Annotated in this window: 24 protein-coding genes; 1 reads left to right on the top strand and 23 read right to left on the bottom strand. The window is 51.1% G+C overall.

What is annotated here, in order from left to right; translation table 11 throughout:
- Positions 1-7 precede the first annotated feature (7 nt).
- The 6 genes from F3F93_RS02060 to gmd are packed head-to-tail and all read right to left on the bottom strand — an operon-like array spanning position 8 to position 5,846.
- Entirely contained in the window at positions 8-1,204 is a 1,197-nt protein-coding gene (locus tag F3F93_RS02060; protein WP_176957498.1) for a sugar-transfer associated ATP-grasp domain-containing protein, read from the bottom strand.
- Positions 1,201-2,928, bottom strand: coding sequence for an ABC transporter ATP-binding protein (locus tag F3F93_RS02065; RefSeq protein WP_176957499.1), 1,728 nt, complete (start codon positions 2,926-2,928; stop codon positions 1,201-1,203). The genes F3F93_RS02060 and F3F93_RS02065 overlap by 4 nt, the downstream gene beginning before the upstream one ends.
- A complete protein-coding gene (locus F3F93_RS02070; protein ID WP_176957500.1) occupies positions 2,918-3,427 on the bottom strand; it encodes a lasso peptide biosynthesis B2 protein in 510 nt (169 codons plus the stop codon). The genes F3F93_RS02065 and F3F93_RS02070 overlap by 11 nt, the downstream gene beginning before the upstream one ends.
- A 2-nt stretch (positions 3,428-3,429) precedes the next feature.
- Positions 3,430-3,708 carry a lasso peptide biosynthesis PqqD family chaperone gene (locus F3F93_RS02075; RefSeq protein WP_176957501.1) on the bottom strand — a complete coding sequence of 93 codons (279 nt, stop codon included), beginning with the start codon at positions 3,706-3,708 and terminating at the stop codon, positions 3,430-3,432.
- Between the two features lie 35 nt (positions 3,709-3,743).
- Positions 3,744-4,721, bottom strand: coding sequence for a GDP-L-fucose synthase (locus tag F3F93_RS02080; RefSeq protein ID WP_176957502.1), 978 nt, complete (start codon positions 4,719-4,721; stop codon positions 3,744-3,746).
- Between the two features lie 9 nt (positions 4,722-4,730).
- Complete coding sequence (gene gmd, locus F3F93_RS02085) at positions 4,731-5,846, bottom strand: GDP-mannose 4,6-dehydratase (RefSeq protein ID WP_176957503.1); 1,116 nt, start codon at positions 5,844-5,846, stop codon at positions 4,731-4,733.
- Positions 5,847-6,284: 438 nt separating this feature from the next.
- Here gmd and F3F93_RS02090 point away from each other — a divergent pair, with 438 nt between their 5' ends.
- On the top strand, positions 6,285-7,010 hold the full coding sequence (locus tag F3F93_RS02090) for a class I SAM-dependent methyltransferase (protein WP_176957504.1): 726 nt from the start codon (positions 6,285-6,287) through the stop codon (positions 7,008-7,010).
- A gap of 160 nt (positions 7,011-7,170) precedes the next feature.
- On the opposite strand, the gene F3F93_RS02095 is transcribed toward F3F93_RS02090, so the two are convergent.
- From F3F93_RS02095 to F3F93_RS02175, 17 genes are all read right to left on the bottom strand, one after another.
- Positions 7,171-7,923 carry a glycosyltransferase family 2 protein gene (locus F3F93_RS02095; RefSeq protein WP_176957505.1) on the bottom strand — a complete coding sequence of 251 codons (753 nt, stop codon included), beginning with the start codon at positions 7,921-7,923 and terminating at the stop codon, positions 7,171-7,173.
- Between the two features lie 10 nt (positions 7,924-7,933).
- Entirely contained in the window at positions 7,934-9,679 is a 1,746-nt protein-coding gene (locus F3F93_RS02100) for a carbamoyltransferase C-terminal domain-containing protein (protein ID WP_176957506.1), read from the bottom strand.
- A gap of 232 nt (positions 9,680-9,911) precedes the next feature.
- Positions 9,912-10,832, bottom strand: coding sequence for a sulfotransferase (locus F3F93_RS02105; RefSeq protein ID WP_176957507.1), 921 nt, complete (start codon positions 10,830-10,832; stop codon positions 9,912-9,914).
- Positions 10,832-12,175: a hypothetical protein gene (locus tag F3F93_RS02110; RefSeq protein ID WP_176957508.1), complete on the bottom strand. Its 1,344-nt coding sequence runs from the start codon at positions 12,173-12,175 to the stop codon at positions 10,832-10,834. Before F3F93_RS02110 ends, F3F93_RS02105 begins: the two co-directional genes overlap by 1 nt.
- A 52-nt stretch (positions 12,176-12,227) precedes the next feature.
- A complete protein-coding gene (locus tag F3F93_RS02115) occupies positions 12,228-12,722 on the bottom strand; it encodes a glycosyltransferase (protein ID WP_176957509.1) in 495 nt (164 codons plus the stop codon).
- Positions 12,719-13,162 carry a PssD/Cps14F family polysaccharide biosynthesis glycosyltransferase gene (gene pssD / locus F3F93_RS02120; protein ID WP_176957510.1) on the bottom strand — a complete coding sequence of 148 codons (444 nt, stop codon included), beginning with the start codon at positions 13,160-13,162 and terminating at the stop codon, positions 12,719-12,721. The genes F3F93_RS02115 and pssD overlap by 4 nt, the downstream gene beginning before the upstream one ends.
- The gene (locus tag F3F93_RS02125) at positions 13,159-13,779 is read right to left on the bottom strand and encodes a class I SAM-dependent methyltransferase (RefSeq protein ID WP_176957511.1); all 621 of its coding nucleotides are present in this window, start codon (positions 13,777-13,779) and stop codon (positions 13,159-13,161) included. Before F3F93_RS02125 ends, pssD begins: the two co-directional genes overlap by 4 nt.
- A gap of 1 nt (position 13,780) precedes the next feature.
- Positions 13,781-14,929 (bottom strand): glycosyltransferase, encoded by a 1,149-nt coding sequence (locus F3F93_RS02130; RefSeq protein WP_176957512.1) that lies wholly within the window; start codon positions 14,927-14,929, stop codon positions 13,781-13,783.
- On the bottom strand, positions 14,926-15,762 hold the full coding sequence (locus F3F93_RS02135) for a class I SAM-dependent methyltransferase (RefSeq protein WP_176957513.1): 837 nt from the start codon (positions 15,760-15,762) through the stop codon (positions 14,926-14,928). The genes F3F93_RS02130 and F3F93_RS02135 overlap by 4 nt, the downstream gene beginning before the upstream one ends.
- Positions 15,752-16,570: a polysaccharide deacetylase family protein gene (locus F3F93_RS02140; RefSeq protein WP_176957514.1), complete on the bottom strand. Its 819-nt coding sequence runs from the start codon at positions 16,568-16,570 to the stop codon at positions 15,752-15,754. The genes F3F93_RS02135 and F3F93_RS02140 overlap by 11 nt, the downstream gene beginning before the upstream one ends.
- A 107-nt stretch (positions 16,571-16,677) precedes the next feature.
- The gene (locus F3F93_RS02145; protein WP_176957515.1) at positions 16,678-17,517 is read right to left on the bottom strand and encodes a class I SAM-dependent methyltransferase; all 840 of its coding nucleotides are present in this window, start codon (positions 17,515-17,517) and stop codon (positions 16,678-16,680) included.
- 132 nt (positions 17,518-17,649) lie between these two features.
- Positions 17,650-18,969 carry a hypothetical protein gene (locus tag F3F93_RS02150; RefSeq protein ID WP_176957516.1) on the bottom strand — a complete coding sequence of 440 codons (1,320 nt, stop codon included), beginning with the start codon at positions 18,967-18,969 and terminating at the stop codon, positions 17,650-17,652.
- Complete coding sequence (locus F3F93_RS02155) at positions 18,962-19,870, bottom strand: glycosyltransferase family 4 protein (protein ID WP_241696919.1); 909 nt, start codon at positions 19,868-19,870, stop codon at positions 18,962-18,964. Before F3F93_RS02155 ends, F3F93_RS02150 begins: the two co-directional genes overlap by 8 nt.
- A gap of 29 nt (positions 19,871-19,899) precedes the next feature.
- Positions 19,900-21,054, bottom strand: coding sequence for a glycosyltransferase (locus F3F93_RS02160; RefSeq protein ID WP_176957518.1), 1,155 nt, complete (start codon positions 21,052-21,054; stop codon positions 19,900-19,902).
- The gene (locus tag F3F93_RS02165; RefSeq protein WP_176957519.1) at positions 21,054-21,749 is read right to left on the bottom strand and encodes a methyltransferase domain-containing protein; all 696 of its coding nucleotides are present in this window, start codon (positions 21,747-21,749) and stop codon (positions 21,054-21,056) included. The genes F3F93_RS02160 and F3F93_RS02165 overlap by 1 nt, the downstream gene beginning before the upstream one ends.
- Entirely contained in the window at positions 21,746-22,711 is a 966-nt protein-coding gene (locus tag F3F93_RS02170; RefSeq protein WP_176957520.1) for a GNAT family N-acetyltransferase, read from the bottom strand. Before F3F93_RS02170 ends, F3F93_RS02165 begins: the two co-directional genes overlap by 4 nt.
- Before the next feature lie 6 nt (positions 22,712-22,717).
- Positions 22,718-23,485, bottom strand: a complete 768-nt coding sequence (locus tag F3F93_RS02175) for an FkbM family methyltransferase (protein WP_176957521.1) — start codon at positions 23,483-23,485, stop codon at positions 22,718-22,720.
- Positions 23,486-23,532 lie beyond the last annotated feature (47 nt).

A 23,532-nucleotide genomic window follows, 5' to 3' on the forward strand; every position in this document is an offset into this window, starting at 1 on the left:
TATCTCCCTATCCGTATGCCCGAATCAAATCGCTTTCCAGCGCAGCCGTGCCGGTTGCCACCTGATGGGCGGCGACACCCCAATTGATATTACCTTCCAGCAGCTTCACATCCCCATTACTGATCACTACATCCCAGCCGATAGCGTTCAGATCCTCAAAGTGATGATGCGCGTTAGTGCATAAACTCGCCACTTTGGACCATTGCGGCAAGCACCAGCCGATAAGGTCGCTCAATTCATCCCGTACCGATGGATGTGCCGCCATTAGAGAGCCCTGCCCTACATCGACCATCAGCATGCGCACACCACCCTGCTTAGCAGGCAGTTCCAGATTGGCCATCAACACCTCTGGAACGCCATCAATCAGGGCTGAAATCACCCGCAGCGTGGCCAGCTGATCCGATCCGGTAATTGCCGTCAGATCCGGGGCATTTTGCAATAGCGGCTGGACAAGATAGTCGACCGCAGTCAGGCAACCCCGTACATGATCGATTATCGCAGATCGTCCTTCGATGCGTTCATTGCCAACCTGAAGTTGAAGTCTGTATCTCTCTTTATCAGCATCATAATCGAGCACCATGCATCCCTGTGCCCTGGCGCCACATCTCGGTTTCAGAAACAGTGAACGATCCGTAAAAAGTTGCTGTTCACTCACCTCATCTCCTTGCTGCAGTAATGCAATGGTCTCAACCGTGGCGATGCCCTGCTCGACCATTGCACGAGCAAAATCGTGTTTATCGGTCATCAGATGCAGGCTCTGTTCACTCAGTTCCGGAGACATCAGCCAGTGCCAGTGCGGCAGTTCCTGCTCGTAGATGTATAACAGCCACTGCCGTTCAGGCCGTTTATAGAGGCCATAACGATAGTAGTCGCGCGGCGCGATGCCATGTGCAAAGGTGGCCAACATTAAACCAAGCAATTGCCTGCCGAATGTGACGCCTTCCGATTCAGCAGCCCGCCTCCACTGCCTCTTGAGATTACGGTAGAGCATAAGCCAGCCCCAAAAAAGCCACCATGTCCCTGCACTGTAAAGAAAGATCAGCAGCCACTGCCAGCGCGGCAGAACCGGCCAGGCGCCTAGCAACACCTTGCGATGCAGCTGCACAGCCCGCCCCTGCCCCGGCAGTAGAAATCGCCAGCTGATTAGGCAGTGCGGCAGACGACGTGTTAATACCCGTTGTTTCAGTGTCTGCCAGCGGCTCATGTGGCGGGCACGTCACCACCACTCAGTACAATGCGCTGCTTCACATGGGCGATGGTGGTTTCACGATGGGCTATGATCAATATGGTCAGCTTACCATCGAGTTGCAGAAGTGCCTGGTGAATCTTCTGTTCGTTGTCATGATCGAGCGCGCTGGTCGCTTCATCGAGGATCAATAGCTGAGGTTTAGAAAACAGTGCCCGTGCCAGCGCCAGTCGCTGGCGTTCACCACCGGAGAGGCGAATGCCGCGATCACCGATCACCGTATCCAGTCCATCCGGTAGTGCGCGCACAAAATCAGCCGCAGCAGCCATTTCCAGTGCCTGCCATATCTCTGATTCTGGAACGCCATCCGCTACCCATTCCAGATTGGCGCGAATCGTATCGTGGAAGAGAAACACTTCCTGGGTGATATAAGCAACACCCCGCCGCCATGCCATACGTTGCTCGCCGCTCAGGGGGGTATCGTCACAATAGATTGTACCGGAATCGGGCACCAGCAGGCCGGCAATCAGGTCTGCAAGCGTCGATTTTCCAGCTCCTGATGGGCCGGTCAGTGCAACCGTAGCATTCTTTGCAATATCCAGCGTGAGATTATCAATCACCTGCCGGTTTCCCCTTTCGTAGCGAAAACAGATATGCTCCAACCTGATCTGTCGCTCCAGCCTAGGCGGCTGCAGATCGGCACCAGGCTTTGTTTCAGCAGCCGCATCGCACGCCTGCATCAGGCGCTGCACATCCTCAAATGCGGGCAGCTGATGCAGCAGACGTTGATAGGAGGATTGAATGGATGCCAGCTGCGGCATCAGGCGCGAGAAGATCAGTAACAGCAACAACAGCGTAGCCAGTGAGACTGAAAACCACGCCAGAGCAAAGTAGAAGCAGATCGAGAAGGAGATCACACCACCGATTGTGGTCACCAGCTGAGTTGTGCCGTTGATCCGCGTCATACGTACCGACTGCGCCTCCATCATCCGGCTCTCTTCGTCCATTCGGGCCAGATAGAGCGATTCGCTACCATAACTCTTAATCATCTTCAGACTGCCCAGTTGCTCGGCAAACATCTGCATCAGATTCTTGCCACCACCCAACTGCATCTGGCCGGAACGCAACACAAGCCGGTTCAGCGGCAGCAGAAGTGCCATCAGCGCCAGTGCACAGGTGATGGCAAGCAGGGTCATATGCCATGACAGCAGCAGTGACAGACCGACATAGACGGCAACAAGGATCAACTGACCTGTCAGCCCAAGGATCGTGTTGGCGCACTGCCCCAGTGTGGAGACCTGCTGCAGCAGGCTATACATGAAATCACTCATTTTACGGCTGATAAAGAACTGCCAGCGACTATGTAGCAGCGAATCGTAGAGATCGTGACGAAGCCTGCAGGTATAGGCTTGCTGTACTGCCACCGTCGCGACATTCTGCCAGTAATTCATAGCCGCCATCAGCGATACGATCAGCACATAACAGAGCAGAATTGAGGGCAGTGTCAGCTCTACTCCGATTGCTGTAAAAATCCGGGAAATAATTCCGGAAAATTCGCTCGTCATCCCTGATCCTACATCCAGCCCGACCAACTGCAGCAACGGGATCAACAATAGCAGCCCGACACCAGCGGTTAATCGCTGTGCCAGCATCAGCATAAACAGCAGCGAGATACGGGCAGGAGAGAAACGGTAAAAAGCTGAGACTGCGGCCTTCAATGCCCGCCGTTGATCAAGATGCATGTGCAATCTCCTGATCTTTGATTGTCGCGAACAGGCCCGGCGATACAAAAGTGGAAACGATCGTGAAGGTGCGATGACCATCACGACCGGTAACTATCCATGGCCCCACAGAGAGCCAGGCGTGTGCTTTCAATGCATCCTGCACCCCATCACCTCTTGTCACCCCCAGATGGATCACATAAGGGATGCCGTATCGACGAAGCAGTATGCTGGCCATACAGGCCTGCACAAGGCATTTAGACTCCCACGGCGTATAAGATGCCGCGAGTTCAACAATACGACCGATACGCCAGGCCTGCTGTTTCTGCTCATCGCTTGCGATAGCAGCCAGCTGCAGGTTGCTGCAATGCTCGCCGAGCATCGGTGCCATCTTGCGAAACGGCAACAGCAGCAAAGCCGCCCGGATCGGGCCGCTGATTAACCATATCCAGAAGAACCAGAACTTCTCCCTGATCGGCATGCGCAAGAAGGTTCCGCATTTGCGCAGCAGGGCGTTCACGATCAGGCGATCTCGATTACCTTACTGCTGACCATCTCATCAAGAAAGGCGAGCACCTCGCTGCGGCACTGCTCCTCTTCCACATCAAAACGACTGAGCAGTTCTGTGCAGATCGCATCCACGCTCATCTCCTGCTCGAGCAGATCCCAGATCTGAGAACCTACTCCATTCAGGCCATAGTAGTTGCCTTCGTTGACGCTCATCATCACCGTCTCACCATCCATATCGCTGTGCACTATCTCCGGATTACGGCGAATAACATTATCCATCTGCAAACTCATACTCTCTCCATGAAAATAAAAATAGTTAATTATTATTAGCTATTTAACACACATGAATTAAGGTACCACTCATACGCATTATGCAACCCTTCTTTGAGCTCGATTGATGCCTGCCATCCCATCGCAGCCAGACGGGAGCTATCCATGAGCTTACGAGGAGCACCATCCGGCTTATCGCCATCAAAAACGATTTGTCCATCGAACCCTGTTACTTCTGCAACCAGAGAAGCCAACTCAGCAATGCTCACTTCACTACCACTGCCGACATTAATGTGCGAGAGCATCGGCTCGGTATTGGCCTGGTAGATCTCGCCCGGCAGATCAAGCACAAACAGTGAGGCAGCCGCCATATCGTCGACATGCAGGAATTCGCGGAACGGCTTACCACTACCCCAGATCACCACCTCTTCCAACCCATTCTCCACCGCATCGTGAAAACGGCGGATCAAAGCCGGTACCACATGCGAATTCTCGGGGTGAAAATTATCACCGGGACCGTAGAGGTTGGTTGGCATCACACTACGGTAGTCGGTACCATACTGGCGATTGTAACTCTCACAAAGCTTGATACCGGCAATCTTGGCCACAGCATAGGGCTCATTGGTCGGCTCGAGTGTGCCTGTGAGCAGTGCATCCTCACACATCGGCTGAACGGCCAGGCGCGGGTAGATGCAGGAGCTACCGAGAAACAGTAACTTCTTAACTCCGCCCCTCCACGCCTGGTGAATAAGATTGCACTCAATCATCAAATTTTCGTAAATAAACTCGGCAGGGAGGCTATTATTGGCGTGTATACCACCCACTTTCGCAGCAGCAACAATCACGATATCAGGGCTCTCTTCTTCAAAAAAATTACGGACAGCAGACTGATCAATCAAATCAAGTTCCGAATGTGTGCGCGTTACAAGTTCAAGAGCTTCTCCGGCAGCCTTTCTAGCCTCTAACTGCCGTAATATTGCTGCCCCAACCATGCCGCGGTGTCCAGCCACATATACCTTTGATTTTTTTCCCATCAAATGCCTCTATTCATGTGCCACAGCCACATCATGTCCATGCTTTTTAAGCAGTGAGTACTGTTGAGCAGACTTCAGGTCTGCCGCCACCATCTCAGCACACATCTCCTGCACAGAGATCTCAGGAGTCCAACCCAATTTGCTTTTGGCCTTACTCGGATCTCCAAGCAAGGTCTCCACTTCTGCAGGGCGGAAATAGCGCGGATCAACGCGTACAATGATATCCCCTACGGAGAGAGCCGGAGACTTATCTCCTTCTATAGACACGACCACAGCACATTCATCTACGCCCTCACCCTCAAAACGCAGCGTAACGCCTAGTTCCTGAGCAGACCAGATAATGAACTGCCGTACAGAATATTGCACACCTGTGGCTATGACGAAGTCCTCAGGCTGGTCCTGCTGCAGCATCAGCCACTGCATGCGCACATAATCTTTGGCATGGCCCCAGTCACGCAGTGCATCCATATTTCCCATATAGAGGCACTCCTCGAGGCCCTGAGATATATTGGCTAAGCCGCGTGTAATCTTGCGTGTCACAAAGGTTTCACCTCGTCGTGGTGACTCATGATTAAACAGAATGCCGTTGCATGCGTACATGCCATAGGACTCTCGGTAATTCACCACGATCCAGTAGGCATACATCTTTGCTACAGCATAGGGAGAACGCGGATAGAATGGTGTGGTTTCACTCTGCGGGGTTTCCTGGACCTTACCATACAGCTCTGAGGTAGAGGCTTGGTAGAACCGCACCTTTTTCTCCATTCCAAGCAGGCGAATCGCTTCCAGCAGGCGCAATGTGCCAATGCCATCCACGTCGGCAGTATATTCAGGTGATTCAAAACTTACTGCCACATGCGACTGTGCACCTAGATTGTACACCTCATCTGGCTGAACCTCCTGCAGGATCCGGGTCAGATTTGAAGTATCGGTCAGGTCACCGTAATGCAATACAAAGTTCTTATTCTCCACATGGGGATCCTGATAGATGTGATCCACACGCTGGGTATTAAATGATGAAGCACGGCGCTTGATGCCATGCACCTCATATCCTTTTTCGAGCAGAAGTTCTGCCAGATATGAGCCATCCTGCCCGGTAACACCCGTAATCAATGCTCTTTTCATAATTTCATCCTAATCTACTTATTAAGGAGTCGGAACTTATCACTCCTGCACCTATAATTGAATAAAGAAATATTAGCACTATTTGCACTGAAAAAACTGCTGTAGCTTACTCAGGATACCACCAATATGGTTACGTCTGAGGGAGATATAACTCTCACGCGATTTCTGAATAATATTGGCAATAGAGCTATTGCTTCCCCCCACAGTGAATTTTACTAATACCTGTGGATGTATGTAGTGGTACTCTACCTTAACTTTCAACAAAAGACGCAACATGCCGGAACAAGGAGCGGCGATCAGCGAGAACACATATCACTTCATCATATGCCAACATCCACTTTTCAGCCCCCATGTGCCATCGATTCGAGATCCCCCCTTTTCATCAACACCAATTCCCTGCATCATCAGTATTTCAGCATAAAAGCGGGAGTGATTAAAGTGACCGAACATTTTCAAGCATTACTGGAATCGCTAAGTGCCGAGCTTAAAGAGATGGACTCCGGGTGGAGCGACTATTTTAATGGACTTCGTTTTTCCTATTTGGAGCATTTAAAGGAACTGTCAAGATTCCCCCCTCATGGCATCACCCTAGAGGTCGGTGGCTTTCCATTCAATTTCTCCTTTTGCCTTAAGAAACTTGGCTATGATCCCGTTGTCCTTGATCTTGCACCTGAAAGAATGCAGCCATTCATCAGCAAGCATGATCTGAATGTCATACAAGTGGATGTGGAACAGGAGGGGCTTCCACTCAGAGATGGATCTGTAAACCTGATTGTTTTCACCGATACCTTCGAACACCTCAGGATCGATCCTATCTTTGTACTTGAAGAGATGGCCCGCGTATTGGCACCAGATGGAACACTTTACCTCACCACCCCCAACTTTTATCGCCTGGGTAATATCGCCAGAATCCTTCTGGGCAAGGGGCCAATGAACCACCCCCTCAACGAATATCTCAAATTGAGGCGAGCAGGCCATATGGGGCATGTGCGCGAATATACCGCGAAGGAGTTGGAAAGCCTGCTCAAATTTGCCGGTTTCACGGATCTCTGTGTTCAATACTCCTCGCCGGGAAGAAGTTCTCGTGGAGCTGTTGTAGATTTATTACACCGGATACTCATTCCGATGCGCCCACAACTGGTGGTGATGGCAAAAAAGAGCTAGCTCATCCCGAATAGTTGGTCGAATCGCTACAGAGACCGTCCTATTCATGCATCAGTATAGAACTAGATTAAGCAGAGCCTATCCACACTAACCTGATGGATGGCGACACCCTCTGTATTTTCGCCAACTTCTTCACCACCTGATCTTGCTAGGAAGATCGTTACTCGCCTCGTCGAAAAAATTGAGGCAATTTGCTGAAGTTTTTCCACAACAGCGCTCCGATACCGCCGACGCCGTTTCGTTTCAGAACATCGTAATCTTCACGCGACTTCCTGATGATATTGAGCAGCGAACGATTACTCTCGCCACCGACGCGCATTCTTACCATCAACTGCGGAATATAGTGGCAGCAAAACCCCGGCTGCCCCAGCATGCGCAACATGCAGTCATAATCGGCCGCGATACGAAAGCCGGTATCGAATCCGCCCAGTCGCTCGTAAAACTCTCGGCGCATATAAAACGTAGGATGCGGTGGCATCCAACCCTGCTTCAGTTTATCCGCTCTGAAATCACCAGCCTGCCAGTAGCGAATCACCCGATCCGGCTCACTCTTGCTGACATAGACCAGATCACCATACGCCGCATCCACAGCCGGATCGGTGAAGGCTTCCGCAACTGTTGCCAGCACATCGTTACCGGCATAGAGATCGTCGGCATGCAGAAAACCGACAACATCACCGCTGGCGCGCGCTATGCCCTTATTCAGGGCATCGTAGATCCCCGAATCCGGCTCGCTGATCACAATATCGATCCTGTCACGATAGGACTCCAGAACTGCCAGAGTGCCGTCAGTTGAGGCTCCGTCGATCACAATCAGTTCGATATTAGGATGTGATTGATCCAGAACCGATTTAATCGCATCACCTATGGTTGCTGCGCCATTATAGACAGCTGTAATGATTGATATTTTCATTTATAGATGGTTATTTTCGTTCTATAAACCAATCGCCAAGAACCAGCAGATCCATTTTGGTGCGCAGGAAACAGTCCAGTGCCTCTTCCGGCCTGCAGACCACCGGCTCGTTCTCATTGAACGAGGTATTGAGCAAGATTGGAACCCCGGTCTGTTCACCGAATGCGGAGATCAGCTGGTGGTAACGTGGATTGGTATGTTCATACACCGTCTGTAATCGCCCGGAGCCATCAGCATGGGTGACGGCCGGAATCTCTCCACGCTTCTCTTCGCGAATCTGGAACACCTTCATCATAAACGGGACTTCGTCATCCTCCTCAAACCAGTCGGCCACCGCATCGCGCAGAATCGAGGGGGCAAACGGGCGGAACGATTCACGCCGCTTGATCTTCAGATTGAGAATATCCTTCATATCGTCACGACGTGGATCACCGAGAATGGAACGGTTCCCCAGCGCACGTGGCCCCCACTCCATGCGCCCCTGAAACCAGCCGATCACTTTACCCTCAGAGATTGCTATAGCTGTCTTTGTACAGAGCAGCGATTCATCTTCGATCAGTTCAACAGAGCAACCCTCTGCCATAATCTTCTTACGTTTTGAGTCGAGCAGATCAGCAATCACTGTATTGTCGAATGATGGGCCAAAATAGGCATGATCCATAACAAATGAACGTGCAAAGCCAGGCTGATCGCAGCAGACACTATAAGCCGCACCTATGGCACCGCCGGCATCTCCTGCTGCCGACTGAATATAGACCTGCTTAAAGGGAGTGTTCCGTCGCACTTTCCCGTTGGCAACGGAATTCATGCCGCAACCACCAGCGATACAGAGGTTATCGCTGCCGTGACGCGCATGCAGTTTGTTGAGCAGGTGGAAAAAGGTCTCCTCGTACATCTTCTGCACCGAGTGTGCGATATCCTTGTGCCGCTGGGTGAGCTCCTCCCCCTTCTCCCGAACCGGTCCCAGAAGTTCTGCCATTTTGTCCGAGAAGAGTCGACCAACGGAAGGGATGCCATTCTCCCATTCATAATCGACCTTCTCCCTGTGGTGGCGGAAGTAGTCTAGATTGAGTTTGAAGGAGCCGTCATCCTGCAGCAGCACAATTTGGCGCATCTGATCCATGTAGGCTGGTTCACCATAAGGCGCTAACCCCATCACCTTGTACTCATCGCCATAGTGTGGAAAGCCGATAAACTGTGTCAGTGCCTGATAGAAGGTGCCCATCGAATGGGGAAAATAGACCTTATCGTCAATGCTGATCTCAGAACCACGACCGATCCCCCAGGATGCACTGGCAAAATCTCCGAAGCCATCGACGGATACCACAGCCGCTTCGTCATACGGGGATACATGAAAGGCCGAACTCAGGTGGGCCAGGTGATGCTCGATATGCCGCACCTCGCCATTGAACGACTGCTCAGGAAAGGCGTGCGCAAGCTCCTGCTCGATGGATCGGCGTTCTTTCTGGTTTTTCAAGCGATCCATGATTAGACCGAACTCAGGTCGTTTCTTCAGGGTAAAGCCGATCTTCTTCATCAGATTGGCTTTCGGATCAGAATTGATCGCAACCACCGCAACATCGCCCAGCGAGATGCCAGCTTCCTCCAGACAATAGCGGATCGATTCACTAGGAAAACCGGCCCAGTGTTTGATACGACGAAAGCGTTCCTCTTCGACAGCTGCCACCAGTTTGCCATCGACTACTAGGCAGGCTGACGAATCGCCATGATAGGCGTTGATTCCGAGAATATTCATGTTTCACCTTCTCCCTAAATACAACTCACGCACCGCAATACTAGATCATAGCACGCATTCATTCCATGCTAGCAGCCACACACTCAACAAATGCTGTACAACATCTTCCGATATAACCAACACCAGAGCAGACAGGTCAGTGGGAACATCAATTACAAGGCTCTTCTGTAAATGGAGCAACCACCTAGCCACTCAAAGCTAGTGAGCACATCGATACAGATCGAACGAGATATCACTCCCGCCAAGGTGACAAATCGATATTCAGTAGTGCCTCCAGTCGACGATTATAGGGCTCAAAACAGCCATCCAACTCCTCGATCACCATTCGATCCCTAGCCTCCCTTTCTATGGGCCTAGAACTCTGATTTACGAGAGAATACAGCGCATGAACGGCTTGTTTAATCCTACCCGGAATATATTTGGCAGCATATTGACTAAGAACACCATGCGTCCTGCCTCGAAGCCGATGCAATATCTTATTTCTTACCGGCCGAGACTGATTGTAGGCCACAAAATCAAAATGTTCGTAGAACGAATCATCAATATTCAAAGCCTTGGTCAATTGCTGAACTGTGCCGAGAGGATCGGCAACCAGTTCTTCAAATAGAACCACATGAATCGACTCTCTGCCTATAGCGGAAAGCCACTGTTCCATATAATCGACATAACGACTCTGCGCGATCGCCATACGGAGAATCGGCCGATGTTCCAGTAGCCCGCCCTGCGTTTGAATGGCATCGACGAATTCCCTGAAGGAGACAGAGAAATCAAGGGTACCAAGATTGTTGCGGGCGAACTGATACAGTGAATAGATACGCTCGGAAGGCTTTCTGAGCACTACGATAATCTGCTTCTTCTCCAGTTGGGAGATAAATTCGAGCGCAGTTCTCTGATAGAGATAATCAGGAGTCGCCTCCAGACGATAATGCTCCGAAGAACACTCAGTAAAGTATCTTGAATATCCTGCGATGCCTTGCTCGAGATAATTGGGCCAGTCATCCCGTTTCATCGGATAATCGTGATCAAGCAGGTAGTAGGTCTCTTTCTCGGATGCCCCGCAAATATCAGGATGCTCGGCAAGCCAGTGAAACAGCGATGTTGTTCCGCACTTGGGGGCACCGATGATAAACAGGTTTGGAGCTGTTATTTCCATTACGCCTTCACATCCTTAGTCGCCAACTGCCTGCCTAGCCAAATATAGAGAAACAGGACACCGAAAATAAATTCGATATTGATAGCCCATACCGGTGCCAAATAGTTCACCGAATCAAACATTAATATAATCAGGGATACTTTGGCCGCGCTCTCGAAAAAGGTTACGATGCACAAGCTACGCAATTTCAGAAGCGCATATGCGCATCGCACAGGCCACCGAGTGGCGCCGATCCATACAATCATCATACCAGCCAGCCAGTACGCTTCGTGGGCTTGAGGAATATTTGTCTCTCCCACCCAGAACGCCAAAACCCAGTGCCCAAAGAGTGCGAACCCCAAGCCCATTGCCAGACTGGCAGCAGCGGTAATCAACTGTCCCTTATGGTATATCTGCACCAGGCGTTGATGCTCTCCTCGGGAGTCGCAGTGGATGAAATAGGGTTCTGCAGTCGAAGCGATTCTCCAGATCACCTGTACACAGAGATAAGGGATCTTCACCAATAGGGCATACAGGCCAGCAGCTTGCGTACCGCCCAGCCACCCCACCAGCATAGCATCCATCTGACCTGCTCTGGCCAACAATCCGTATATTGCATACTTCACGCCCATCCGGCCGATCAGACGCCGGAACAGAGGCATGCTGCTTCGGTTGGGAAAACGGTACCGAATCTCAGCACCTCTGCGTGCTGTATAGCGCCATCCAAACCAACTGGCCCAACGTGTGCAGAGGGTGCTAAGCACCATACAAATAAAGACCCAGTACAGCTCGCCGAACAACATCAACGCGGGCACGGCCAGAATGAAAAAAAACACTGAATTGAATATCTGAAGAAGATTCCCGACCCAGTGATATTTTGCAGCCTGATAAGCAAGCAGCTGAAAATTGAAGTCGTATTGCAACACGATGTACAATGAGACCGATAGTGCCAATATCCAAACCGCTTCGGCATCCATCTTCTCAGGGAACAGAAACAGCGGAGAATCCACAGCCGCAACAGTTGCCATAAACAGGGCTGCAACGAAACAGCCATAAATTATATAGATGGATCCTGCCAGACTGTATGCATTCGAAGCTTCACTCCACTCTTCATGCGCTGCGTGCTCCGCCATCACTCTGGCACTGCCGCCATCAATCCAGATCAAGCCGACCGAAGCGACATGAACCATCGAGAAAATCATAGTAGCCGCACCGAAACCTTCGGTTCCAATAGTATTCAGATAGACCGGCACCAGAATCAATTGAACCAGTGCCGCAACCACCATCACTGCATAGTTACTGGCCAATGCAACCAGATAGGAGCGTGGATTCATCTGCGAAAGCTGCTTGAATCTGGAAATCATACCGAGATCAACCATGGCTGGCCGTTCTTATAACCAGGGCGTCGCATTAGCATTAGGAATCAGCAGCCAATGCTGTAAGTAGATTTTCCACGACCTTCACCATTGGCGGAATCTCAATATCTTTGCTGCCAGATTTTTCCTGCATTGCCCGGGCTTTGTCGACAGCCGATAGCAGAGACGCTACATCATCAACGACAACAAGCTTTCCCTCTTCAGCCAGTGCCAATGCCAACTCCTGCTGATGATCATCTACATGTTCACCATACTTTGCTCGCCGGGGCATTACGACAGGCACCTTCCTTTCTCGAATGGTATGTATTACTGAACCTGCGCCAGCATGCACAATCACCACTTCGGCACTACGGATCTGTTCGACAAACTGATCCATACTCAAAAATGCGTGGCCTTCGCAACGCGGATCATTGAACGGTGTATGTCCATGCTGCACTACAATCGGCTTGGGCAGCAAATCTGCGCAAGCAGTGATAGCATCAAGCAGGCGCGTAAACGGCTGATTGGCATTGCCAACAGAAACAAACGTGCTCACAGCAGCGGCCCTGCATATTTACCCTTGGGGAAAAATCTAGCCAGCGATTTCCATTGATAAAAAAAGTCGTGCGCCAAAAGATGCATGATCTTGGCGGTCATTGAGGGTGCGGAGATACGCGTGATCGTCTCGATAAAGACGATACGGCAACCGAACAGATAACGCCCAATGATGGCGAACGGCACAGCTGGACCTGCACCGGTACTGAGAATCACCTGCGGCCTTTCACGACGCAGAATACGAAAGGCCTCCCAGAGATTAATCAGCTGCTTCCAGTCGCGCTCGGAGTGGACGATGAAATCAGTCCTCCCAACCATATCCGGCGGCAATTCGGCATGATTATTGAGCACATAGAAGTGCTCGTACTGCTCATAGGAAGGCATCAGACAGCGCACTTCTGTCAGATGACCACCGCAGGATGAAACAATGCAGAGCTTCATTTCTTACCGGAAAGAGTCATCGACTTCCACAAACCGCTGATACGGCCAACGCCACGAAAATCAATATTATGAAATCCCTGATCCTGCATGAATTGCGTCAATGTCTGCCGGGAGAAGAACTTGATATGACCACCATCCCAGTCGACGGTGAAATGTTTATCCCAGCCGCCAGCCAATGAGAGAGCCAGATTTTTGAGGTAACCGTGGTATGGCGTGGTTAAGATCATCCGCGCGCCGGGCTTAAGTACGCTATATCCAGCTTCCAGCAGCTTTCTCGGCCAATAGAGGTGTTCGATCACCTCCATCGAGATCACGACATCGAAATCAGTGCCGACAATATCGGCAAAGCCATCGTCATAAACCGAGACTGTTTCGAAACGGATACCGGGAAAGCGCTCTTTGGCCAGCTCAACACCATCGGCCGATGCATCCACGGCAACCACGTCGTGCCCTCTGGCCTGCAAAGCCGCAGCTAGGGTGCCATTGCCACACCCCAGATCGAGAACCCGCACCGATTCTTGCGGCAACAGCTTCAAAATTTCCGGAATCAGCATATTGTTGGCTTCGGTCAGTTCGGTATCCTGCCATCCATACTGCTGCTGAACACTATCGCTCATATCAACTCTCCTTAGATACTTCAGCGACCATACCTCGGACCAGTCGCAGCGTTTTCTGTGCCGCCTCGAACCAATTGTACCGTTCAGAACGCTGCCGCATTGCTTGCGATAGGGCCACATATCGCTCCGAATCTGTCAGCCCGACAAGCTTATCGGCCAACTCCGCTGCATTATACGGCGAAAACCGCGGCGCATCCGAGCCTGCAACCTCCCGGTTTCCCGGTACGTCGGCAATCAAAAGTGGTAGCGAATGAGCCATCGCCTCCAACAAGGGAAATCCGAACGATTCGCACAAGGAGGGGAACACAAACAGATCAAGTTGATCGTAGAGGCCGGGCACCTGATCCTGGCTCAACTCGCCGTGATTAATCACTACATCGCCAATACCTACCGCCTCAACTTTGGCCAGAATCGACTGACATTCGGGCAGGCCCGGATTCAGGGTCAGGTGCAATCTGAAATCGATATCGCCACGCTGCTTTAATATCCGTGCAGCCTCGATCAGCACTTCGAAATTCTTCTGTACCCCGAACTTTGTGATATAACCGATATGCCACGGCCGATTCTCCTGACAGCTACGCAGCGGTGAAATTGTCCGGGCCAGACCGCAGCCGTGCGGGATAACATGGATCCCCCGCCGTTCAATGCCTGCAGCCCCGGCAATGGCATCAGCCAGCGCAGCAGTCTGCACGGTTACGGCTGAAGCCTGCTGCAAGGAGCGGATAATCCAGCGCCGTTTGGCACGCCATATCCATCTTGAGATGGTCGACAGGCTGGCCTGCATGCGTTGATCAAAGATATCGGAGAAGTGCCCCGCATGTTGCTCCAGCAGCAACGTCGGGCATGCCAGTTTACGCAGCGGCAGGTAGTTGGTCTGAGAGAAAAGCAGATCCGCCCCGATGTGCCGGACAAGTCCAGGCAAGGTGACATTGTACCACCACTGCACATGCAAAGGAGAATGTCCAATATTGGAGAAAAAATGTCCTGTCACACGCGGGTGTGAGAACACCTCAAGATCAGCAATCGAGCCGTGAGCAGCTACATGCCACCGGATTGAATCATCTAACTTGATCATATGAAGTAGAAGGTTTTGCAACACCACTAGTGAGCCCCCCTCCTTGATCGAAATGGCATTAATCAGGACAATCATTCGGGTACTCGAAAGCCAGTCACAACACTCCACCTGCCGAGGAAAGAGGCTAAAGGTAGTTTGCATAGCAATTTATCTACTCGTGAATTCATGGAGATATTCATCGGTTTAATGGCATCAACAACAAAACCTTCAGGAATCAGCTGACATAATTCCTTGTGGTGCAAACGACTGTATCTGATATTCCCATTGCTAAAGGAACCATGGATATCACCCTTCAGGTAGTTTTTTATATTTATATTAAAACAGGATAGATAAAAGCGACCTCCTGGGATCAATGCGCGGAGGGTTTTCTGCATAAATGAATATTGTACATCCCAATCTCCGAGATGCTGCAGGAAATCAGTCATCAACACTACAGAAACACTTTTTTCTACAAAGCTCACCTCGTTCAGGTCGGCCCTAACAAACTTTGGATGGATAATGTCTAACTGACTCTTGTTCAACAATAAACTCTGTGTAGAGAAATCAATCGAAACAAGCTTCTCAAATCCATAGTCTTGCAATATCTCAGTGGAAGGGCCTGGGCCACAACCAAGGTCAAGAATCGGCCGTTGTTTGGCAAACTCTGGTAATAAACTAATAAATGTTGATAGCGATTCCCTATGGCTCCCGAACTTACAATGCTGAAGATAACCGTTGGCCTGCTTGTCACGAATCACATGTTCAGGCTTCTCAACCAATCTAGAATCAGGAGTATACAAAATAATATCCTCGAATATTTCGAGAGTATTGTTGCAACTTTCGCACGCCATTTCATTCGATCCAAATCGCCACTTATTGCTGCCACACCGCGAACACTGCACGATTTGCATCAGTTCATTATTTATCATAAACACCTCGTCTGAATCGGCTTGTCCAATACAAGAAATCCCAAGCCCCCATAACAACAGAAGCAAAATCCTTAATCGAATAGTCCTGCCTGATATCAAGTCGAGGTAAGGCAAATCGATCTGCATTGGTATTGAGTGCGCGATGAATACACGCAGTGGCCGTTTTATATCCCGTATCGCGAACTGTATTTCTGACTAACGAATTATTATGCCCCCAAGTATAGGAAAAGTGGTCGCAGGGCATTCCAATGCGCCGTTCAATATCCATTTTGGAATCAATCAATTCTTTGGAAATCACTGACTCGGTCTGCTGAGTTAGATCCAGGTGCAGCACGCCATGCGATCCGATCGTCCAATCCTGACGCTGCAACTCCAGAACCTCATCCCAGCTCATGAACTCTTCATCGGGATAGTGCCCCTGCCCGGCATCGGAGGTTTCATGTCCATCATCGCGAATATGGCCGCTGTTGAGATAGACCGTCGCAGGGAATCCATATTCAGCCAGGATCGGTGCGGCCGTATCGTGAACGCTGCGATAGCCATCATCAAAGGTCAGCGCTACCTTCGGGCGACCATTATTATCGCCACTCCTCTGCGCCAGCAGATTATCGAGTGCCATCACATCCGTATGCTCTGCAAGCCAGGTCATCTGTTGGCGGAACTGCTCAACCCCGGTAGCCAGCTCCCCGCCACCCACAGAGTGATAGATCAGAATCACCCGTCTGTCAGCGCTGCGGGAACCAAGTAGGGTGTAGATACGGCCAAGGCGACGTTTCCATTTCAGACTATTTGTTATTACGACTTTCATTTACCACTCTCTTTCATGCTTTCAGAAACAAAAAACTCGATCGTTCCATCCGTCAACCGTCCCATTTCTATCAACCAAAATATCCGCGATTCCATAACACTGTTCTATCATTGCACCTTTCTTCCTGTTACCACGGTCATTCGACCTAAGAAACCGGAGAAAGGAAAGCTTCTGGCTATACGATCCAACAGCGGTGTATGAAATATATTCATCGGATAGATATTCTCGATCGATAACTGCTGAGGAAACAGTTGATGCAACTCCAGATGATGAATTCTTTCATAAGGAATTGATCCATTGGCATATGCGCCCTGTATGTCACCCTTTATATAATTTTTTATATTGAGGTTAAAGCAGGACAGGTAGAATCGCCCTCCAAGGATCAAGGATTCCGATGCGTTCGACAAAAATTGTTTCTGAACATCTCTGTTGCCAATATGCTGAATAAAATCAGCCATCAACAGCACTCCGCAACTTTCCGGCTTGAACAAGAATTGATTCAAATCACCTCTGACAAAGTCATAATGGCAGGAATGGGGCACGTTGAGACAATTAAGGCGTATACGTTCAAGTGAAAAATCTACTGCCGTCACATTCTCGAAACCGGCATCACATAACATAGTCGTTGCCGGCCCCGCTCCACATCCCAAATCAAAAGCTTTTTCTTGTTTAAGATGGGCAGGAACGGAGGAGAGGAATTCCTGTATTGAAGCAACTTGCGTTGGAAGTTTTTTGTGCCTCAGAGATTTCTTCGCGGCTTCATCTCGTGCTGCCACTTCGCTTCCGACGATCGATTCATCTTCTGTATATATCAGCCCACCCCAGTCAGTGCTCTGAATATCGAATCCGCAAGAAATACATGTACAATTATTTCCGGAACGCTTCCAGCAGCCCGATTTGCATGCGGGGCAAAGGAATCCGGGATCATTCGACAGTTTGCTAGACAACCGGGAAATCCATCTGTTGGCGACACTGATCGATGTTGTTAGTCAGCATCCTGTCGCCTGTCGCATGAAGGAGGACACGACGGTTTGGGTGTATGCCAGCCATCGAATTAAGGGGGCTGCCTGTTTTCCTGTTCATGTATATTGCTCCGATTGTGCTGACCTTCCCAGGTTTCTATTCCAGTCGGTCAGATATACAGCATTAACCCTTTGGCCAAAGCCGTAGGTGAGCCCGGCCATGGCCCAGAAGACCAGCGCCTCCAGCGAACCGGGCGAAACCCACCACGCCTCAAACATCGAGTGCAGCAGCATGGCGAACAGGAATGCCGTCATAATGCCCAGCAGCAGGCGCGCATTTCCGGGTGGCGAGCGCCGATACTGGCGAATCAGCAGCCGGAATAGCATGAACAACCAGATAGTAGTAATCGCCAGACCAACCAGCCCCTGCTCCTCCATAATCGCCAGCGCAGAATTGGCTTTTTCTCGCTTATAGCTACCCGGTTTGAAATATTTAGGTTGATTATTAATGATAACATAGTGGCCCACCTCGATCTGCGCGCCATAACCTCCGCCCAGAATCCCCCCCTCTTTCGCCGCCTTGGCCTGCTCAAGAAACGGAATAGCTCGTGATGCCAATGGGCTATCCTCCAACTCCGCGCGTTCCAGCGCCCCCTTCATAATAATCGCACCGTAAACAAAGTTACTCGCGTTCGAGATCAGTTGCGGCAGAAGTAGTGTAATGATGATCACTGCTGGAGCTGATAGTGCCGCTAAGGTCATCACGATCGTTTTGCGTTTGGCACCCATGCCGATCAGGCAGCCAAAGCCGGTAATGCCAGCCACCAACATGGCATTGCGCGAAAGTGCTGCCAGAAACACATAGATCAGCGCCAGCAAAACCGTCCACCATAGCAACCGATGCGATCCGCCATGCACAAACATTCGATACAGCACCAGCGGCACACAGAAGGCTGCGGCAATGCCAGTGAGGTTAGGATTGCCTGCACCTTCATATAGCTGCCCATAACCGGATGCAATTTCGGTAGGAATACCTGCCGTAACCAGAATGAGGAAAAAAATACCCATAAAGGGGAAGAGCAGATCCAGGGCGCGTTCACCTTGCCGCCATGCCCAGGCAGCACCGAGTGCAAACATGGTACACGAGATCACGATAAAGCCCGTTGCCTTGAACAGCGACAGGCTCGTTTCAATCGACCAGATAACGGTAATGAAGGGCCAGGCAAACAGCAGCATGGTCACCAAAGCCAGCGGCGATCTGAAGATCATTCCCCACTGATTTCGTGATAGAACCCATAGGAACCCTAATAACACAAACCCCCAGCGGGTAGTGCCATTAAACAGAAAGGAGAGCGATGGTGATGTGCACAGAAACAGTGCCACAAACAGAAACGGCAGCATCCATGTTGAAGGCTGACTCAGGCGATAATCAAGCATCTTTCCAGCCTTCAACCATAATTTCAGCTTCGGCCGACAAGTCCCACTTCCTGATCAGATCGAGGCTGTTCTGCCCCATGCTCAGACACAGATCCCGGTCATCTACCAGCTTATGCATGGCATCCTGCAAGGAGGTTATCAAACCTGCATCAACAACCAGACCGGTTTCACCATCGACAACCAGATCGTCAACAGCTCCCACCCGATCACTGGCGATCACCGGCAATCCAGCCGCCATTGCTTCGTTGACCACCAGTCCCCACGGCTCGAACTCAGAGGGCACCACAGCCACATCGGATATCGCAAATGCCTCAGTCACGCCTGCAAAATCCCTGCGCCCGACATAACGGATTCGAGCATCCTGTTCGACAGCCGCCTCAACCAGACTACGGCATGTACCATCGCCGACAATCAGCAAACCGACACCGGGCTGCTCCAGCTGTTCAAATGCTTGCAGCAGCAGCGCGAGACCTTTGTGGGCTTCCAGCCGGCCGACATAGACGAACAGGCAGGCGGATTCAGCCACCCCCAACTCCGATCTGATTGCATCCCGCCGTCCCCTGACCTGTGCGGCCAGGCTAGGCAACTGAGTGTCGCTCTCCATACTGATTTTGCGACCATGTGCAGCTCCGATCAGCAATGCTGCGGTTAATAACGGATGCCCCCATCCGGCCAAATGCAGCCAGTCGAACTGGCCGCTTCGAATCAGGCTGGCAATGCGCCTCAACACTGCCAACCGTCCGGACGGCAGCAGCTCCAGTCCTTCATCTTCAGGCATCTCGCCCCAAGGTTGGGATGCATTCTCGCTGATAAACAGGACATGCAACAGCAAACCGGGATGCTCTTCGCGCAGCACCCGGATGAGATCGAGGATATAGGGTGCGGGTTCAATATAGATCATCAACACCCGCAAATCCTGCACCTCATCTCTCATTTTACTTTACCGCTTAGCATTTCAACCTGCGCAGCGATCACGCTTGCAGTATGATCCCACGAAAATTGACGGGTATACTCAATCTGATCGCCATGATCCTGTAAATGCAACTGCTGATTGACGGCATCAACAAGAACTTCGGCAATACTGACTGCATCAGTGGGATCAATATGGCAGACGAATGCCCCTCCCACCTCTGTTAAAGCCGAGTGATTGGGGGCAAGGCATTGTACGCCACAAGCCATCGCCTCTGCCAACTGCATTCCGAAACCTTCATGCAACGACAGCTCCAGATAGAAACTTGCCGCAGCATACAATTCACATAACCGTTGCCGATTCTCACCACCGAGAAACGGGACAAAGATAAAGTCACTGCCTTCAACCAGCGCATGTTGAGTCAACCTCTCTCTGAGCTCTCGCACGTAGGCATGATTCTCTCGAACACCGGCGATAACAAATGGCATCGTCATGCCCTGCTGTCTGGTGGCCGCAATCACTTCAGGCAGCACCGCATAGTTTTCTCTGGGGTCCCCGGTTGCAAAGCTCAGTATATAATCTTCGCAACCGAACAGGTTGCGTATATTCACCACTGCTTCTGCTCTGCAGACATCATAGAACTCGCCGGAAATTCCACAGTAACCGATTGCACTCTTCTCATCACAGATGCCATAGCGCGAAACGCATTCACGTCTGGTGAATTCCGAGTTGCAGACAACAAAGTCACTGGCCTGAATAGCTCTAATCCGAAAATGCTCCTTAACGCCATAGATCACTTTTCGCGGTATCGACAAAGGCGTTTTCTGAGCCCGGGCAATCAACTCATTGATATCATGGCAAACGGTGATTGTCGGAACAGGATATTTTCTGCCTACGCAATCGCATAGTCTCAGGAACAGATCGCCTCCACCGCTCCGTAGCACTGCGGGAACCGTAATCAAACCAAGCTGCAAATCTGACTGATGCTCAACCTCGATTTTCGTTAACCGCGCCGACCAGTTCAGGGGCGGCATAACCTCCCGAAACACAATCAGTCTGATCATCCATGATGACGGCAACATGCGATCCAGGCGAGAAATCACCTCATAAGCATACTTGCCAACACCTTTGGGGTTGACGCTAAGCGTAGTTGCATCCACCAGAAGGGTCGGCATTAGCCTGCCTTGACCATTTCGACATAAATGCTCTCGGCAATCCGGTGCTCGTCATCCCTGTCAATATGTAACGATGCATCATCACTGCTGTTTACTGCCGATAACACCACCTTCTCAAAACCGGCAGCACGCCCGTAACGCTCCAGGGTTTCAAAGTCATAGATACTTCTGTGATCTCCGCCCCAGTTCACAATCGAATAGATCGCGTCAATGGCGTGCTCCTCCCACGGATGCGCCAACGCAATAAAATCGACGTCGCCTTCAGCATATTTACGCATAAACTTACCCGTATCCGGCACCACCACCCTGTAAACCCCACCAGGTTTGAGCACGCGATATACATCGCTCAGATGTTGCTTCGCCTCAACCGGTAGCAGGTGCTCCATGAAATGTTCTGAATAGCAGCGCGCAATGGACTGGTTTTCAAACGGCAACCTGCGCCTTAAATCAAACACCAGATCAACATGGTCAGCAAAAAAGCAGTCCATGTGGGTCCAGCCCGGATAACTTGTATCGCCACAGCCAAACACGATTGCCGGCTCGTCATTCAGCATGGCCGTGGACAAGCGTTTCCTGAACATTGGCAGCCAACCGTACAGTCGAATGAACATCATTCTGACTTCAAAAAACAGATTCCGAAGAAAATATGTCGGGATACCGGTTACACCGCAGAAGCGTTTCAATAAATCTTTCATATTTTCCCCAAAACTTTACCAATTTTCAGAGCACATCCCCCAACCCTATTCAACGGTATGTACTCCTTTCCGGCAAGTGAGACCTCCTCGCCGCCCATCTTCTTCTTGAAGGCGTAAACGCCCGGATTATTGATTGGATCGATCCCCTCAAGGTCATAGCGGCTGCAGCCCATACCAATGCCCCACTCGATCACCGCCCACTGTACTGCCTCACCGACACGCTGACGCGACAGTTCGCGATCAGATGCGCCCCAGAAGTAGTGCAGATGTTCACCAGAACGGGCAACAAATGCACCGGCACCGATCTTGCCTTCGTGTTTGGCCAGGAACAGCTGCATCTCACAACCATCGGTTTGTGGCGAAAGGAGAAGCTGCTGCATTAACACTTCAGAACCGGGAAGCTCAAAGTCCTTGTCCTGGCTGATCTGTGCACACATGCGAAAGAACTCGGTTACCTCTTCGGGCGTTGTGGCTCGCACCACCTCCACACCTTCGCGCCCGGCCCGGCGCACGCCGTACATCCACTGCTTGTCGATCCGCCTCTTCAGGCCATCGGTGCCGAGTGTCAGGTCGATCCAGATCGTATGCACCGACGATTCGGATTCGGCCGGCCGGTAGTGATCGAAAATGGCGACTGCAAAACCGCGCTGTTTCAGCTCCCTGCACAGCGACTGCTGCATCGCTTCACTAGCATCACCAGCCACGACAGGACCGCGCGGAATCCAGGCCACCTTACCGAGCAATGGCAGGCGCCGGGTTTCCACTCGCGCCATGCCGTGCGGCATCCCATTCTGCTCACTGATCAGATAGATGCTCTCCAGCCTGTCCACATGCTGCCGGGCTTCGCCCCAGGCGGCCGACTGCAGAGGGTGACCGGACAGTCTTGCCAACCTGTGATCCCACGCATTGGCATCAACCTGATGCCAGCCGTTATCGGCTATTGCTTGCTTCTCCCTGCCCATCGGATATCAGGAAGCCAGTTCCGGATAGAGCTCTGCAGGGCAGGCGAAGAGATTGATACAGGGCTCGGCAATCGCCGCCTCATCGGTTGTCGTATGGAGACCGCTGATGACACGGAAAATGGTATAGCCACGTTGTTCAAGAAAGCCGCGCACACTTTCGAGATTGGTTCGTCCCAAGCGCTCGAACATCAACAGTTTCACCCGCTGTGCGGCAAACAGTTTATCCGCTCCGGCAAACACCTGCTCCTCAAACCCCTCCACATCGATCTTCATTACCAGACTTTCGCCATCGACACCAAGTACGTTGTCCAGCGTATCAATGGCAACACGGATGGTATTCTCTCCGGCCTCAGGCACAAAACGACTGGTGGTGGAAAAATCATACTGATCATCGAAATAGAGCTCTCCCGGCTCCGCCCCAACACCGATATTGTGCAGTTCACACGCCACCTGCGGATTGAGCGCGCAGGTCTCCGATAGTGCCCTGAAGGATGATGGTGCCGGTTCGAAACAGATTACCTTTTTGAAGCAATCGAACAGACTGGCTGAAAAAAGACCGACATTGGCTCCAACATCGACAAATGTGTCTGTCAGGGCGCAATGCTTGCGGAGAAACAGCATATCATCGCCTTCCGGATTACGGGCGTAGAAGATGCCGCTGTAGGCCGTTGAAGGGTGAACCTGCACTGCCGCTCCATTATCCAAATTACAGACAAAGCTGTGACCAAGCCTCTTGCGAAGCTGCCACTGCATGCCCTTAATGAGGTAGACCACACAGTCAAATCCTCTATTCCCCTCTAAGATCGCACTTAAAACATTGA

Origin of the sequence: Mariprofundus sp. KV, assembly GCF_013387475.1 — a bacterium.
Taxonomy (GTDB): domain Bacteria; phylum Pseudomonadota; class Zetaproteobacteria; order Mariprofundales; family Mariprofundaceae; genus Mariprofundus.